Below are 14,344 nucleotides of genomic sequence, written 5' to 3' on the forward strand. Positions count from 1 at the left end.
TTTAGCAGACTCTCGCTATCTTCGCCGCATGTCCCATCGCCCCCTTCTCTTGGCCGTCACGGCCGTCGTCCTCGCCGCGCTGTCCGGTCCGGTTCTCGCCAAATCGGAAGCGGTCGGCCAGGGTCGCGAAACAGCCATCGCTGTCGAGGCCGATCCCGGCACGATCGTCATCAAGACCGGCGAGCGCAAGCTTTACCTGCTCACCGGGCCCGGCAGGGCGCTGGAATACGACATTGCCGTCGGCAAGCCGAGCGAGCAGTGGTTCGGTAAGAGCTGGGTTTCCAAGAAGCGCGATCATCCAACCTGGACGCCGACCCCGTCGATGCGCGAGAAGAACCCCAGCCTGCCGCAATCGGTCGGGCCGGGACCGAAGAATCCGCTAGGCGAAAGGGCGCTGAATCTCGGCTGGGGCGCCTACCGCATCCACGGGACCAACTCCCCGAACTCGATCGGCAGCGCCGCATCCGCCGGGTGTTTCCGATTGCGCAATGCCGACGTCAAGGACTTGTTTGAGCGGGTGAATATCGGCGCACAGGTCTTGGTCCTGCGCTGAGCCGGGGACGAAACAAGCGCATCGTCCAAACTTCGGCCATTCTTATGCTGTTTCAGATTCCTACGAATTCGGAGGGGAACGGCCTTGCATCATCGTGTCACGGCAGGCGTTCTGGGGATCGCCGCTGCCTTACAGGGCACCGGGGCTGCCTCGGCCCATCCGCACGTCTTCGCCGAGGCAAAGATCGAAATCGTCGGCACCCCGGACGGTCAGCTTGCGGCGATCCGCAACATCTGGCGCATGGATGAGCTATTTTCCTCCTCGGTGATCGTCGATTTCGACAAGAACGCCAACGGCACCCTCGACGACGACGAACTCGCCGAGGTCGGAGCGACCGTCAAGGAATCGATCGCCGAGTGGAACTTCTACACCTTCGTGGAAGCCGGCGGCCGCGACGTGACGATGGCGCCGCCGGACGAAATCCTCATGCTTTGGGAGAACAACCAGCTTTTGATGTTCTTCGAGATGAAGGCCGGCGAACCGGTCGATCTCGCCAAGGACAAGCTGACGGTTTCCAACTTCGACGAAACCTTCTTCGTCGCCTTCGACTTCGCGAGTGAAAGCGATTTCCAGTTGGTCGACATGCCGAAGATCTGCGTGAAGAAATTCCTCGTGCCGGACGAGGACGAAGCCGCCAAGCAGTGGCTGGCGTCGGTAGCGACGCTGGCCCCGGACGAGACCATCCCCGACGACGGCGTCAACTATTCCAAGGTCCTGGCGGCACGGCTGGAGGTGACATGCGCGCCCGCGAGCTGATTGGCCTCGGCACCGTGCTTGTTTTCGCGGCCGTCTTGATCGCCGAACCGGTGCTGGCCAAGTCCTCGCTCGGGATCGGCAGCGCCGAGGTGACCGCGCAACCGTCCGGCGGTCTCTTCGCTCCGATCTTTACCCAGATCGCCAGCTATCAACGTGAATTCTTCACCGCGCTGCGTCAGGCCCTGATCCAATTGAAACAGGATGGCTCGGCGCTGCCGTTCCTGGTCGGACTGTCCTTTGCCTACGGGGTGTTCCACGCTGCCGGCCCCGGCCACGGCAAGGCGGTGATTTCGTCCTACATGCTCGCCAACGAGGTGGAGCTGCGCCGGGGAATCCTGTTGTCCTTCGTCTCGTCGTTGCTGCAGGCGGTGTCGGCGCTCGCGCTGGTCGGGGTCGGCTGGTACGTGCTGCGCGGCACCGCGGTGTCGATGACAGACGCAACCGACGCGCTCGAAATCGCCTCCTATGCGCTCATCGTCCTCTTCGGAGCATGGCTATTGACCCGCAAGCTGTTTCGACTGGTCGCCGGCCGGCGAACAGTCGGAGCGTTGGCCTTCGCGCCAGCGCGCCTTGCGAAAAAGCAGGCCGATCCGGCGGGGGCGCTCGCTTTCGCCGCGCCCGGCGCGGGTGCCATCAGGGGAGGGACGCCGTTGATGCGGCCTGCTTCGACGGCGTTCGACCCCGGGGCCTGCACCGACGATGACGATACCTGCGGCTGCGGTCGGCCGCATATCCCCAACCCCAAAGACCTCGGCGGGCGGATGACCTTCGGATCGGCCGCCGCGGCGGTGTTCGCCGTCGGGTTGCGCCCGTGTTCGGGGGCAATCGTGGTCCTGACTTTCGCGCTGATCAACAGCCTTTATCTCGGCGGCATTCTATCAGTGTTCGCTATGGCGATCGGGACAGCGCTCACCGTGTCCGCCATCGCCTGCGTCGCCGTTTTCGCCAAGGGATTCGCGTTGAAAGTCAGCGGTGGCGGAACGCTCGGCTGGGCCGTAGGGACCACACTGGAAATCGCTGGCGCTCTGTTTCTGCTGATCGTCGGCCTGCTGTTGCTTGGCGGCGCGCTGCAGACGGCTTCAGCATAAAAAGAGCTGGCCGGCACCGCGATGGTTTCCGACCAGCCGGCGGGTTGAGCGATACCGGCGATAGAAAGTCTTAACCGACTCTGTCTTACCCTCCGGAAGCGGGATGCCACCGGAGGCTCTAAAGCTCGAATATGCCCTATGCCGTCAGAATCAAGCAAGCTGCCGCGGGATCGAGTCTGCCGCGCGGCTCGGGTGTCCATAGGCTCAACTGGCAGACGAAATGACCTCGATCACGGTCCGCCGGCGCGATGACGTCATTATCGCGCGCCAGCAGGCCAAGCTGGATGCTCAGCAGGCGCTGATCGAACAACAGGCGGCCGCTCTTGCGCATAGCCGGAAAATCTTCGAGCGGGCCTCCGCCGCTGCCCGCATCGGTGTCTGGGAATGCAACCTTGCCGACGACACGTTGGTGTGGACGGACGTCGTGTACGACATCTTCGAGCTTCCACGCGGATCGGCGCTTAATCGGACCGAGATCCTGGAATGTTATCCGCAGGGTTCGCGCAAGACGCTCGAGATGTTGCGAAGTAGGGCGCTCGAAGAGCGCAGCGGGTTCAGTCTCGACGCCGAGATCACCACGATGAAAGGTAGGGTTCGCTGGATACGGATCACCGCCACCGTCGAGTGCGACGACGGCGTCGCCGTCCGCATTTTCGGGATGAAGCAGGATATCACCGAAGAGAAAATCATCTCGGACCAGATGCGGTATCTGGCGCAGTTCGACGTGATGACCGGGCTGCGTAACCGGAGCCAGTTCCAGGCCAGGCTTTCGGATCTTGGCGGATGCGACGCCGACAGTAATGCGATCGGCGCGCTCCTGCTGGTCGACCTCGATGGCTTCAAGCAGATCAATGACACTTATGGTCATGCGCTCGGCGACGAGTGCCTGAAGGAGGTCGCCCTACGGCTTGGGAATGCGTGTCGCGAGGCGGAGCTTGTTGCACGGATTGGCGGCGATGAGTTCGGGGTCCTGCTCGGGGCCCATCTCAATCAGCGCGCGATCGAGGAACTTGCCGGGACGATCGTGGCGGCTCTCAGCAGACCTGTCGATCGTTGCGGCCATTCGCTCGAACTCGGCGCCTCGGTTGGCATCGCCCGCGTCGATATATGGACGCCGTCCGAGCTGTTCATCCATGCCGACGCCGCCCTTTACGCCGCGAAGGCCGCAGGCCGAAACACGTTCCGCATGTTCGAGCCGGCCATGATGCAAACGACCGCGGACCCCGCGCCACCGCCTGGAGCCGCTACCCCGATCAGGTTGATGGGAACCGATCGCCGGGTCTTTCGACGGGCGTGCCCAGGCTGAGACAGGTGGTCTGGGTTGGGCCGGACGAGGCGAAGGTTTCGCCCCCGACACCGACGCGTCCCTTACGCCGGAGAGTAGATCGTGTCGATGCAATCGGACCGGATCGATCCGCTTTCACCGTAACGCGAAGGTCTGCGCCACCGTCCTTGGCGGCGATCGGCTAGCTGCCCCGGCCGGCGGTATAATCCCGGCAGGCGTCGCCGAAGGCCTTGAAAATCGCGGCCGAGCTCTTGTCGGTTTCGGCCCAATATTCGGGATGCCATTGGACCCCGAGCGCGAAGGCGCGGGCAGCTTGGACGGAGACGGCCTCGATCGTCCCGTCGGACGCCGTCGCCTCGACGGTCAGGCCGTCGGCGAGGCGGTCGATCGCCTGACGATGCACCGAATTCACCTGAATTTCGGGCTTTCCGACAATGCCGGCAAGCATCCCGCCGGGCGTAATCGCGACCGGATGACGGATGGCGAAGCGTTCGCGCTGTTCCTTGTTCGGTATGGCCCGGTGATCCATGCGGCCTTTGATCTCCTGGATTTCCGTGGCCAGGGTTCCGCCGAGCGCGACATTCAGTTCCTGATGCCCACGACAGATGCAGAGCAGCGGCACTCCCTTGTCAATCGCGCCGCGGATCAGCGCCTCGGTCAGCCGGTCGCGATCCGGATCGAAGGGTTCGTGCGCCTGGCTCGGCGGCACGCCGTAACGATCCGGATGCACGTTTGACGCCGAGCCTGTCAGCATCAGGCCATCCACGCGGTCGAGCAGTGCCGCGACCTGGAACTCGCTCGACAGCGCCGGCACAATGATCGGCAGAGCCTCGGCAACACGGGTCAGCGCCTTCAGATAGGTGTCCGGCGTCGCGTGCCAGCGATAATTGTCGAAGTCGCGGACGTCGGCGGGGACGGCGACGAGGATCGGAGCGGCGGACATGAACGGCTGCTTTCTTCGATGTGTCTTGGCGGTGCCGATGTAGGAAGCCGCCGCGCGATTGTCGATCCGCTATGCCAAGGCTGGCCCGTGGATCAGCTGAACGCGGATTTCCATCGTACATCTGGCTTATTATAAGTAATTATTCCAATTTACATTGGGCGCCAAGTTTTCTTTACCTGAAAGGTCGGATGTTCTAGCGTTTTTCCCTGCCCGCCGCGAATTTGGGTGAACGCCGGAAAACCGGCGGCCGTCGCGGCGGTCTAGCATGGGAGGATATTTTCTTGGATCGTCGTTCATTCATCAGAAAGGCCGGGGGAGTCGGGCTCGGCGCCGCCGCCGCTTCGACGCTGGCCGCGCCTGCCATCGCGCAGGAAAACCCCAAGATTACGTGGCGCTGCACGTCCTCGTTCCCGAAGTCGCTTGACACGATCTATGGCGGCGCCGAGACGATGGCGAAGTATATCAAGGGATCGACCGACGGCCAGTTCGACGTGCAGGTATTCGCTGGCGGGGAGATCGTTCCGGGCCTGCAGGCTGCCGATGCCGCGGCCGCTGGCACGGTCGAGATGGCCCATACCGCGTCGTATTACTACTGGGGCAAGGATCCGGTCTACGCGCTCGGCACCGCGGTGCCTTTCGGCCTCAACGCCCGCCAGTCGAATGCCTGGTTCTACTATGGCGACGGCGACCGGATGATGAACGAGTTCTATGCCACGCAGGGGCTCTATGGCCTGCCCTGCGGCAATACCGGGGCTCAGATGGGCGGTTGGTATCGCAAGGAAATCAACACGCTCGACGATCTCAAGGGCCTCAAGGTCCGGATCGGCGGCATGGGCGGCAAGATCATCGAGAAGCTCGGTGTCGTGCCGCAGCAGATCGCCGGTGGCGACATCTACCCGTCGCTGGAAAAGGGCGTCATCGACGCGGCTGAATGGATCGGCCCCTATGATGACGAGAAGCTCGGCTTCTACAAGGTCGCGCCTTATTACTATTATCCAGGCTGGTGGGAAGGCGGCCCGACGCTGCACACCCTGGTCAACCTCGACAAGTGGAACGAATTGCCGAAGCACTACCAGGAGGTTGTGCGCTCGGCCTGCCAAGCCGCGAATGCCGACATGATGGCCTCCTACGACTTCAAGAATCCCGCCGCGATCCGGCGACTGGTGCAGAACGGCGCCCAGCTGCGCCCGTTCAGCCAGGAGATCCTGCAGGCCTCCTACGACGCGGCCAAGGAGACCTATGCCGAGATTTCCGCCGAGAATCCGAAGTTCAAGGAAATCTACGAGAACCAGCTGGCGTTCAAGAAGGACGCCTATCTATGGGCGCAGCTGTCGGAATACACCTTCGACACCTTCATGATGATCCAGCAGCGCAACGGCACGATGTAACAGGCGTGCACTGAGCCGGTCCGACCGGCACGATGGCGATCTCGGCGCGATACCGCCGCGATCGCCATGTCCGGCCGCACAAGGGTCAGCCGGTGACGGTGACGAGGGTCCACATGCCCAGGACATAGTGGCCGGGGATGTTGCAGTAGAGAATATAGGTTCCCGGTTTCAGGGTGATGGTCAGCGCGCCGGCTTTACCCGGCTCCAGCTCCGCGACCTCGCCGACATGGCCCGCCTCATCCTCGTCGACCTTCTCTTCCGAGGCGATATAGGGCAACGGGGCATTGTTAGCCGGGACCGGCGAGACCACCATCTCGTGGACCATGACCTTTGAATCATTGGTTGCCCGGAATGTTATTTCGCCGGCCGGCACTGATGTCGTATCGACGGTGATCCCCATCGGCCCCATCGGCATGGCGCCTTTCATCATGCCCATTCCCAAAGGTTTGGCGGGATCCAACTCCATCATCGCGTTCTCGCCGCGATCCCAGAGCGAAACATTGATGGTGGTGCCTGCAGCCTGCGACGGACCCGCCGTCATCAGCGGGATCGCGCCGGCCAGCAGTGCGAGCGCCGAGCGTCGGGTGATTTGCATCGAACCGTCCTTCATTGCGCCCGTTGGGGCCGATATATCAATAAGGCGCTTCCGGCTCGCAAACTGGCTTGACTTAGATCAACGTTCCCCAAAAATGGATTTGCCTTTTAGCCCGTGATGCTTACGATCCCGCGTGATCGTCGGCGGGAGGATTCCGGCCGGCCGGCCGGGACACGCCGTCCGCGAGACGGCACTTGCATTTCGGGAGACATCCATGGACAGACGCGCATTCATTGGCGGCGCCGCCAAGGGCGCATTGGGCGCCGGCGCGCTTGGTGCGGGGGCGGCCACTCTGGCCGCGCCGGCCATCGCTCAGGAAAAGCCCAAGGTCAACTGGCGCTGCATCTCGTCGTTTCCCAAGTCCGTCGACACGATCTTCGGCGCCTCGGAATTGCTGGTGCGCTATGTGAAAGAGGCGAGCGACGGCCAGTTCGACATCCAATTATTCGCGGCCGGCGAGATCGTTCCGGGCGGGCAGGTGCTCGACGCGGTGGAAAACGGCACCGTCCAGATGGGCCACACCGCCTCCTATTATTATGTCGGCAAAAACCCGGCCTTCGCCTTCGGCACCGCCGTGCCGTTCGGCCTCAACGCCCGCCAGCTCAACGCCTGGTTCTACGAGGGCGGCGGCAACGACATGTTGAACGAATTCTATGCCAAGTCTGGCGTTTACGCCTTGCCGGCGGGCAACACCGGCGCCCAGATGGGCGGCTGGTACCGCAAGGAAATCAACACGCTCGACGATCTGAAGGGGCTGAAGCTGCGGATCGCCGGTCTTGCCGGCAAGGTCGTGGAAAAACTCGGCGTGGTTCCGCAGCAGATCCCGGCGGGCGACATCTATACGGCGCTGGAGCGCGGCACCCTCGACGCGGTCGAGTTCGTCGGCCCCTACGACGACGAGCGGCTCGGCTTCTACAAGGTGGCCAAGTATTATTACTACCCGGCCTGGTGGGAGGGCGGCGCGGCACTCCACATGATGTTCAACCTCGAACAGTGGAACGCGCTGCCGAAGTCCTATCAGGCGATGCTGGAATCGGCCTGCCAGGCGATCAACGCCTCGATGCTCGCTTCATACGATTACCGCAATCCCGCCGCGCTCCGGCGGCTCGTCGCCGAGGGCGCGCAATTGCGGCCGTTCAGCCAGGACATCATGAACGCGAGCTTCGAGGCGGCAAAAGAGGTCCATGACGAGATCTCGGCATCGAACGAGGACTACCGGACGTTGCTGGAAAGCCAGAACGCCTTCAAGCAGGACGCCTATCTGTGGGCGCAGCTCTCGGAATACACGTTCGACACTTTCATGATGATCAAGCAGCGCGAGGGCGCGCTCTGATCGGGTGATGCATCTGCGGTGAAACCGTCAAGGCCCGGGACGACGATCCGTTCCGGGCCTTTCCTTTGTCCGCTGTCCGGCCGACGGACCTATTGGAACGCCGGCGGTTGCGATAGATCGACCGTCGGCGGCGCGGGGGCAGTCGCGTCGGGCGCCGGCGCTGCTCCTGGGACGGTGCCAGGCAATCCGAGCGGCGGCAGGCCGAACGCATCGTTGGGCTGGCCCGTCCCCGAGTTGCCGCCGAGCGGCGGCAGACTCATGCCTCCTTCGCCGCCGAAGGTGGGAATTTGCAGGCGGAACTCCGCCGGGTCCATCGGCGGCCTGACGTCACCCTTGTACCGCGTGACCAACCCAGGAAACGCCATGACGATGGCAATCATCAACGCGTTGATGAGGATGAACGGCAACGCCCCCTTGTAGATCGCCGGGGTGCTTACCCCCGGGAGCGTTCGGCCCGTGACCTTGTCGAGCCACTCGCCAGCCGGCGCGATCGAGCGCAGATAGAACAGCGAGAAGCCGAAGGGGGGCGTCAGGAACGAGGTCTGAAGGTTGATGCCGATCAGCACGCCGAACCAGATCAGGTCGATGCCGAGTTTCTCCGCGACGGGAGCGAGCAAGGGGATCAGGATGAAGGCGATCTCGAAGAAATCGAGGAAGCAGCCGAGGATGAAGATGAGGATCGAGACGGCGATCAGAAATCCGTATTCGTCGCCGGGGATCGCCAGCAGCAGTTCCTCGATCCAGATATTGCCGTTGATGCCGTAAAAGGTCAGGCCGAAGACACGCGCCCCGATCAGGATGAAGAGGACAAAGGCGGATAGCTTGGCGGTGGACTCCAGTGCCTGCGTCAGAACCTTGAGCGTGAGCCGGCCCTTGCTGAAAGCCATGGCCAGTGCGCCGGTCGCGCCCATCGCGCCGCCTTCGGTCGGGGTGGCGATGCCGAGAAAGATGGTGCCGAGAACGAGGAAGATCAGCGCCAGCGGAGGGATCAGCACGATGACGACCTGCTGGGCCAGCCGCGACAACAGGCCGAGGCCGAAAGCGCGGTTCAACAGCGCGACGGCGTAGGCGACGCCGACACCCGTCGTCACCGCCCAGACATCGCGGACTTCGTCGCGAAAACCGGCGAAGACCGTGTACCAGGTCACGACGGTAATGATGACCGCCGCGAGCAGAATGGCGATCAGCGACCAGACGCCGCCACCGAGTGTGCGCGCCTCGGGCGGTAGTGCCGGTGCTGCGTCAGGCCGCACGATCGTCACCGCGAAAGTGTAGAGAAGATACAGCCCGATCATCAGCAGCGCCGGATAGAGCGCGCCGACATACATGTCTCCGACCGAGCGACCGAGCTGGTCGGCCATGACGATGAGCACCAGCGACGGCGGCACGATCTGCGCGAGCGTGCCGGAGGCGGCGATCGTCCCGGTGGCGAAGGACCGGTCGTAGCCGTAACGCAGCATGATCGGCAGCGAGATCAGCCCCATGGCGATGACCGAGGCGGCGACGACGCCGGTGGTGGCGGCCAGCAGCGCGCCGACGAGGACCGCGGCGTAACCGAGGCCGCCGCGCACCGGGCCGAAGAGTTGCCCGATCGTCTCCAGCAGATCCTCGGCCATGCGCGAGCGTTCGAGAACCAATCCCATGAAGGTGAAGAACGGCACGGCCAAAAGGGTGTCGTTCGACATGATCCCGAAGACCCGATCCGGCTGCGCGCCGAGCAGGGTCCAGAACAGCGTGATCTGCGGCGACAGTTCGGAGAACTCGACACCGATGACGAAGTAGAACAGGCCGCCCGCGGCGAGGGTGAAGGCGACCGGGTAACCGAGCAGCAGCATCGCCATAACGCTGACGAACATGATCGGCGCGAGGTTGTGCGCGAGAAACTCAATCATCGCGCCGCACCCGCGGGTCGTCGCGAGTGGCCTGGATTCCTTCGTCTTCCATCTCGAGCGCGTCCTCGACAGCGGGCGGTAGATCGTGGTGTGGCGATGGTTCCTCGATTACGCCGCGGAGGACGGCGATCCGTTTGATGATCTCGGAGAGCGCCTGGGCGAGAAGGAGAATGAAGCCCGCGAGAATCAGCGCCTTGGCCGGCCAGATGATCAGCCCGCCGGCATTCGCCGACACCTCCTGCTGGCGGTAGGAGAGTTGGACGTAAGGAATGGCGAGATAGACCATCAGCCCAGCGAAAGGCAGCAGGAACAGGACGTGGCAGACCAGATCGATCCAGTCGCGCGTTCGTTTCGACAGATGCGCCGCGACGACGTCGATGCGCACATGCTCGTTGACCTTGAGCGTCCAGGCCGCGGCCAGGAGGAAAACCGCACCGAACAGGTACCATTGCAGTTCGAGCCAGGCGTTGGAGCTCATGTCGAACGCCTTGCGCATGACGGCGTTGCCGGCGCTGACGAGAACCGCAACGAGGATGAGCCAAGAGACGGCGCGCCCAAGGAAGGTCGTCAGCCAGTCGATGCCGCGCGAAAAAGCCATGAGAGCCGACATCCGGCACGATCCTCCCCTGGTGTCCCCGGATGCTTCGATCGCGCTCGCGGGTCGAACGCGGCGAAGAACGCCATTTCATCCCGTTCCGGACAGCGCCGATGGCGCCGCGATCCGCAAGTTCGTGCCAGCAATTCCCGCGCCGGGAAGTCGGTCGTGGTTAAGTAATTTCGGGATCTTGTGCAAGGGCGCGAGCCGCGTCGCGGCGCGCTTCACATCCACCGGACAGCCACGGTCACCGCGTCGAGGAGTAGGATCATTGCGCGCCACAGCCGTTCGTCACGGGAACGTGAGGAAAAACCTTTGACGTCGGCCCCCTCGCGCCTCAAAACGGTAAGGAAGACAAAGCGCTTGGGATGACGGCCGCAGGCGTGGCTCGCATCCGCCTTGGGAGGACATTCGCTCCATGATCGACCGCTCGGTTTCGCTCGACGACAAGTACGATCTCACCGTTCCGAACGTTTTCCTGTCCGGGACACAGGCGATCGTGCGTCTGGCGCTGATGCAGGCGGAGCGCGACCGGCTCGCCGGGTTCGATACGGCGGCCTACGTCACCGGCTATCGCGGTTCGCCGCTCGGCGGCCTCGACCAGCAGTTCGCCCGCGCGAAAGCATTGATCGAGCGGCACAAGATCGTCTTCGAGCCGGGTTTGAACGAGGATCTGGCAGCGACGGCACTATGGGGCACGCAGCAGGCCGAAATCCGCGGTGAGGGTCGCCACGACGGCGTTTTCGGCATCTGGTACGGTAAGGGGCCGGGCGTCGACCGGTCCGGCGATGCGTTCCGCCACGCCAATCTGGCAGGTACGTCGAGGAACGGCGGCGTCCTCGCGCTGATGGGCGACGATCACACCTGCGAATCCTCGACCACGGCGCATCAGTCGGAGTTCGCCTTCGTCGACGCGATGATCCCGATCTTCAACCCGGCCGGCGTCCAGGAAATCCTCGACTACGGCCTCATTGCCTTCGCCCTGTCGCGCTTCTCGGGCCTGTGGACGGCGATGAAATGCGTCAAGGACAACATCGAATCGACCGCAACGGTGCGCTCCGATTTCGATCGCGTCGCCGTCAGCCTGCCCGACTTCGCCATGCCGCCGGGCGGTCTCAATATCCGCCGCGCAGCCCACCCGCTGGAGCAGGAGGCGCTGCTCCACGACTTCAAGCTGCCGGCCGCGCGCGCTTTCCTTACCGCCAACCGGCTCGACCGGATCGCCCATTCGGGGGGGCGGAGCCCGAAGATCGGCATTCTGTCGCTGGGCAAATCCTGGCTCGACGTCGAGCAGGCGCTGTCGAGCCTGGGAATCGACGAGGTCGCGGCGGGAAATTTCGGCATCCGGCTCGGCAAGATCGGCGTTCCTTGGCCGCTCGACGCCGATTTCGTCCGCCACTTCGCCGACGGGCTCGACCAGGTGATCGTGGTCGAGGAAAAGCGCGGTCTGGTCGAGCCGCAGATCAAGGAAATTCTCTACGGCACGGCCAATGCACCCGCGATTGTCGGTAAAGTCGACGAACAGGGTGCGACGCTGTTGTCGCCGAAGGCGTCGCTCGACTCCAACGACATCGCCGTCGCGATCGGCCGCCGCATCCTCGCCCGCACGCCGCAGGAGCAACTCGTCGCGCGGGTTGCAAGCCTCCAAACCCTGACCAGCACGTCCGCGAAGATGTCCGAGATCGCCGTCCGCACGCCGTATTTTTGCGCCGGCTGTCCGCATAACACCTCGACGCGGGTGCCCGAGGGTTCGCGCGCCTATGCCGGCATCGGCTGCAGCTACATGGCACTGTGGATGGACCGCGCGACGGAAGGCTTCACCCAGATGGGCGGCGAGGGCGCCAATTGGGTCGGCGAGCACCATTTCTCTACCCGCGGCCACGTTTTCCAGAATCTCGGCGACGGCACCTACAATCATTCCGGCGCCTTGGCGCTGCGGGCGGCGGCGGCCTCTGGCGCCACCATCACCTACAAGATCCTTTATAACGATGCCGTCGCGATGACCGGCGGGCAGCCGCATGAGGGCGGGCTCACCGTTGCGGCGATCGCCAATCAGGTAACCGGCGAGGGCGCCAGGAAGCTCGCCATCGTCTCTGACGATCCCGACAAGCATCGCGGCGATCCGCGACTGCCGGCGGGCGCGACGATCCATCACCGCTCCGACCTCGATGCGGTGCAGCGCGACCTGGCCGCGACCGAGGGGCTGACGGTGCTGATCTACGATCAGACCTGCGCCGCCGAAAAGCGCCGTCGCCGCAAGCGCGGCAAGTTTCCCGATCCGGACCGGCGCGTCGTCATCAACGAGCGGGTCTGCGAAGGCTGCGGCGATTGTGGCGTCCAGTCCAATTGCGTCGCGGTGACGGCGGTCGAAACCGAGTTCGGCCGCAAGCGGCAGATCGACCAGTCGGCCTGCAATAAGGATTTCTCCTGCCTCGAGGGGTTCTGCCCGTCCTTCGTGACGGTCCATGGCGGCCAGTTGAAGAAGGGCGGTGAACGACGAGCTGCCGCGCCGGAGGTCCCGGAACCGATGCTGACGGAACTCGATCGATCGATGGGGGTGATCATCACCGGTGTCGGCGGCACCGGCGTCGTCACCATCGGCGCGATCATCGGCATGGCGGCGCATCTCGGCGGCAAGGGCGCGGGCGTCATCGACATGGCCGGGCTGGCGCAAAAGGGCGGGGCGGTGATGAGTCATGTGCGGATCGCGCCGACCCCGGACGACGTCAAGTCGATCCGGATCGCGGCGGGCGACGCGCGGCTGATCATCGGCTGCGACATGGTGACGGCCGCTTCCGCCAAGGTCCGTTCGGCGATCAGCCGGGGCGAGACCGACGTGGTCGTCAACAGCCACGAAACCCTGTCCGGCGAATTCACCCACAATGTCGATTTCTCGTTTCCGACGCAGCGGCTGCTGACGGCCTTGAGCGAGGCGGCCGGCGCTGAGCGCACCCATGTGGCGGATGCCGAGAAGATCGCGGTCGCGCTGTTCGGCGATGCCATCTTTGCCAACATGCTCATGCTGGGCTTGGCCTGGCAGACCGGCGCGCTGCCGGTTTCGCGCGCCGCGATCCGGCGGGCGCTGGAGATGAACGGCGTCGCGGTGGAGGCCAATCTCGCCGCCTTCGAATGGGGGCGGGCGATCGCCCACGATCCGGCGAACAGTCCGGCGGCGGAGGTCGATCACGCGTCGGCCGGACTCGACCACAGGCATCTTTCCGAAACTCTGGACGAAGCGATCGCGCGGCGGGAAAAGGAGCTCGCCGCCTATCAGGACGACGCCTATGCCGAGATGTATCAGAACCGCGTCGCGGCGATCCGCGCCGCCGAGGTCAGGGTCGCACCGAACCGCAGTGAACTGACGGACGCCGCGGCGCGGCAACTCTATCGGATGATGGCCGTCAAGGACGAATACGAGGTGGCGCGGCTTTACACCGATGGCGGCTTCGCCGCGCAGCTCGGCGAGCGGTTTTCTGGATACGACCGGCTGGAATTTCATCTGGCGCCGCCGATCATGGGCGAGGACGGGCCGAACGGCCGGCCGAAGAAGCGCGCTTTCGGCCCATGGATGATGACCGGCTTCAAGCTCCTGGCGGCGATGAAACGACTGCGCGGCACGCCCTTCGATCCGTTCGGTTTCTCGGCCGAGCGCAGGGCCGAGCGCACCGACCGGGCGCTCTACGAGGCAAGCCTCGATCGTATTCTTGCGGGGCTTTCCTCAGGCAATTACGAGGCGGCGGTGGCGCTGGCCCGCTGGCCGGAGACGCTGAAGGGGTTCGGCATCGTTCGCCGGAGCTTCGCGGTAGAGGCCCAGACGCGGCGTAAGGAGGCCGAGGCCGCGTTTATGGGGATGGAGCGTGTGGCGGAGGCGGCGGAGTAGGGGCGGACGAGCATATCCGCGACGTGCTGGTTCTCC

Annotated in this window: 11 protein-coding genes; 7 read left to right on the forward strand and 4 right to left on the reverse strand. The window is 64.2% G+C overall.

What is annotated here, in order from left to right; genetic code table 11:
• Nucleotides 1–28 precede the first annotated feature (28 nt).
• The 4 genes from VQ045_RS10895 (at nucleotide 29) to VQ045_RS10910 (ending at nucleotide 3,703) form a co-directional block, all read left to right on the forward strand.
• Nucleotides 29–553 (forward strand): L,D-transpeptidase, encoded by a 525-nt coding sequence (locus tag VQ045_RS10895; protein WP_331830124.1) that lies wholly within the window; start codon nucleotides 29–31, stop codon nucleotides 551–553.
• Between the two features lie 84 nt (nucleotides 554–637).
• Nucleotides 638–1,309 carry a DUF1007 family protein gene (locus tag VQ045_RS10900; protein ID WP_331830125.1) on the forward strand — a complete coding sequence of 224 codons (672 nt, stop codon included), beginning with the start codon at nucleotides 638–640 and terminating at the stop codon, nucleotides 1,307–1,309.
• Nucleotides 1,291–2,397 carry a nickel/cobalt transporter gene (locus VQ045_RS10905; RefSeq protein ID WP_331830126.1) on the forward strand — a complete coding sequence of 369 codons (1,107 nt, stop codon included), beginning with the start codon at nucleotides 1,291–1,293 and terminating at the stop codon, nucleotides 2,395–2,397. The genes VQ045_RS10900 and VQ045_RS10905 overlap by 19 nt, the downstream gene beginning before the upstream one ends.
• 220 nt (nucleotides 2,398–2,617) lie before the next feature.
• Entirely contained in the window at nucleotides 2,618–3,703 is a 1,086-nt protein-coding gene (locus VQ045_RS10910; RefSeq protein ID WP_331830127.1) for a diguanylate cyclase domain-containing protein, read from the forward strand.
• A gap of 160 nt (nucleotides 3,704–3,863) precedes the next feature.
• Here the strand turns inward: VQ045_RS10910 and VQ045_RS10915 are convergent, their stop codons facing one another.
• Nucleotides 3,864–4,625 (reverse strand): gamma-glutamyl-gamma-aminobutyrate hydrolase family protein, encoded by a 762-nt coding sequence (locus tag VQ045_RS10915; RefSeq protein ID WP_331830128.1) that lies wholly within the window; start codon nucleotides 4,623–4,625, stop codon nucleotides 3,864–3,866.
• Nucleotides 4,626–4,906: 281 nt separating this feature from the next.
• Here VQ045_RS10915 and VQ045_RS10920 point away from each other — a divergent pair, with 281 nt between their 5' ends.
• The gene (locus VQ045_RS10920) at nucleotides 4,907–6,013 is read left to right on the forward strand and encodes a TRAP transporter substrate-binding protein (protein WP_331830129.1); all 1,107 of its coding nucleotides are present in this window, start codon (nucleotides 4,907–4,909) and stop codon (nucleotides 6,011–6,013) included.
• 85 nt (nucleotides 6,014–6,098) lie between these two features.
• Here VQ045_RS10920 and VQ045_RS10925 read toward each other — a convergent pair whose 3' ends face one another.
• Nucleotides 6,099–6,608: a plastocyanin/azurin family copper-binding protein gene (locus tag VQ045_RS10925; protein ID WP_331830130.1), complete on the reverse strand. Its 510-nt coding sequence runs from the start codon at nucleotides 6,606–6,608 to the stop codon at nucleotides 6,099–6,101.
• 214 nt (nucleotides 6,609–6,822) lie between these two features.
• Between VQ045_RS10925 and VQ045_RS10930 the strand changes: the two genes are divergently transcribed.
• Entirely contained in the window at nucleotides 6,823–7,941 is a 1,119-nt protein-coding gene (locus VQ045_RS10930; protein WP_331830131.1) for a TRAP transporter substrate-binding protein, read from the forward strand.
• A gap of 89 nt (nucleotides 7,942–8,030) precedes the next feature.
• Here VQ045_RS10930 and VQ045_RS10935 read toward each other — a convergent pair whose 3' ends face one another.
• Together VQ045_RS10935 and VQ045_RS10940 are read right to left on the reverse strand one after the other, a co-directional pair.
• Entirely contained in the window at nucleotides 8,031–9,833 is a 1,803-nt protein-coding gene (locus VQ045_RS10935) for a TRAP transporter large permease (protein WP_331830132.1), read from the reverse strand.
• Entirely contained in the window at nucleotides 9,826–10,443 is a 618-nt protein-coding gene (locus tag VQ045_RS10940) for a TRAP transporter small permease subunit (protein ID WP_331830133.1), read from the reverse strand. The genes VQ045_RS10935 and VQ045_RS10940 overlap by 8 nt, the downstream gene beginning before the upstream one ends.
• Before the next feature lie 403 nt (nucleotides 10,444–10,846).
• Between VQ045_RS10940 and VQ045_RS10945 the strand changes: the two genes are divergently transcribed.
• Nucleotides 10,847–14,308 carry an indolepyruvate ferredoxin oxidoreductase family protein gene (locus VQ045_RS10945; RefSeq protein ID WP_442879851.1) on the forward strand — a complete coding sequence of 1,154 codons (3,462 nt, stop codon included), beginning with the start codon at nucleotides 10,847–10,849 and terminating at the stop codon, nucleotides 14,306–14,308.
• Nucleotides 14,309–14,344: the final 36 nt, after the last annotated feature.

This window comes from Aurantimonas sp. E1-2-R+4 (assembly GCF_036549515.1).
Taxonomy (GTDB): Bacteria; Pseudomonadota; Alphaproteobacteria; order Rhizobiales; family Rhizobiaceae; genus Aurantimonas; species Aurantimonas coralicida_A.

Bases quoted from the DNA above. Each gene is read 5' to 3' on its own strand.
- VQ045_RS10910 (WP_331830127.1), top strand. From the start codon at position 2,618: ATGACCTCGATCACGGTCCGCCGGCGCGATGACGTCATTATCGCGCGC.
- VQ045_RS10915 (WP_331830128.1), bottom strand. From the start codon at position 4,625: ATGTCCGCCGCTCCGATCCTCGTCGCCGTCCCCGCCGACGTCCGCGAC.
- VQ045_RS10945 (WP_442879851.1), top strand. From the start codon at position 10,847: ATGATCGACCGCTCGGTTTCGCTCGACGACAAGTACGATCTCACCGTT.
- VQ045_RS10895 (WP_331830124.1), top strand. From the start codon at position 29: ATGTCCCATCGCCCCCTTCTCTTGGCCGTCACGGCCGTCGTCCTCGCC.
- VQ045_RS10925 (WP_331830130.1), bottom strand. From the start codon at position 6,608: ATGCAAATCACCCGACGCTCGGCGCTCGCACTGCTGGCCGGCGCGATC.
- VQ045_RS10930 (WP_331830131.1), top strand. From the start codon at position 6,823: ATGGACAGACGCGCATTCATTGGCGGCGCCGCCAAGGGCGCATTGGGC.
- VQ045_RS10935 (WP_331830132.1), bottom strand. From the start codon at position 9,833: ATGATTGAGTTTCTCGCGCACAACCTCGCGCCGATCATGTTCGTCAGC.
- VQ045_RS10940 (WP_331830133.1), bottom strand. From the start codon at position 10,443: ATGTCGGCTCTCATGGCTTTTTCGCGCGGCATCGACTGGCTGACGACC.
- VQ045_RS10905 (WP_331830126.1), top strand. From the start codon at position 1,291: ATGCGCGCCCGCGAGCTGATTGGCCTCGGCACCGTGCTTGTTTTCGCG.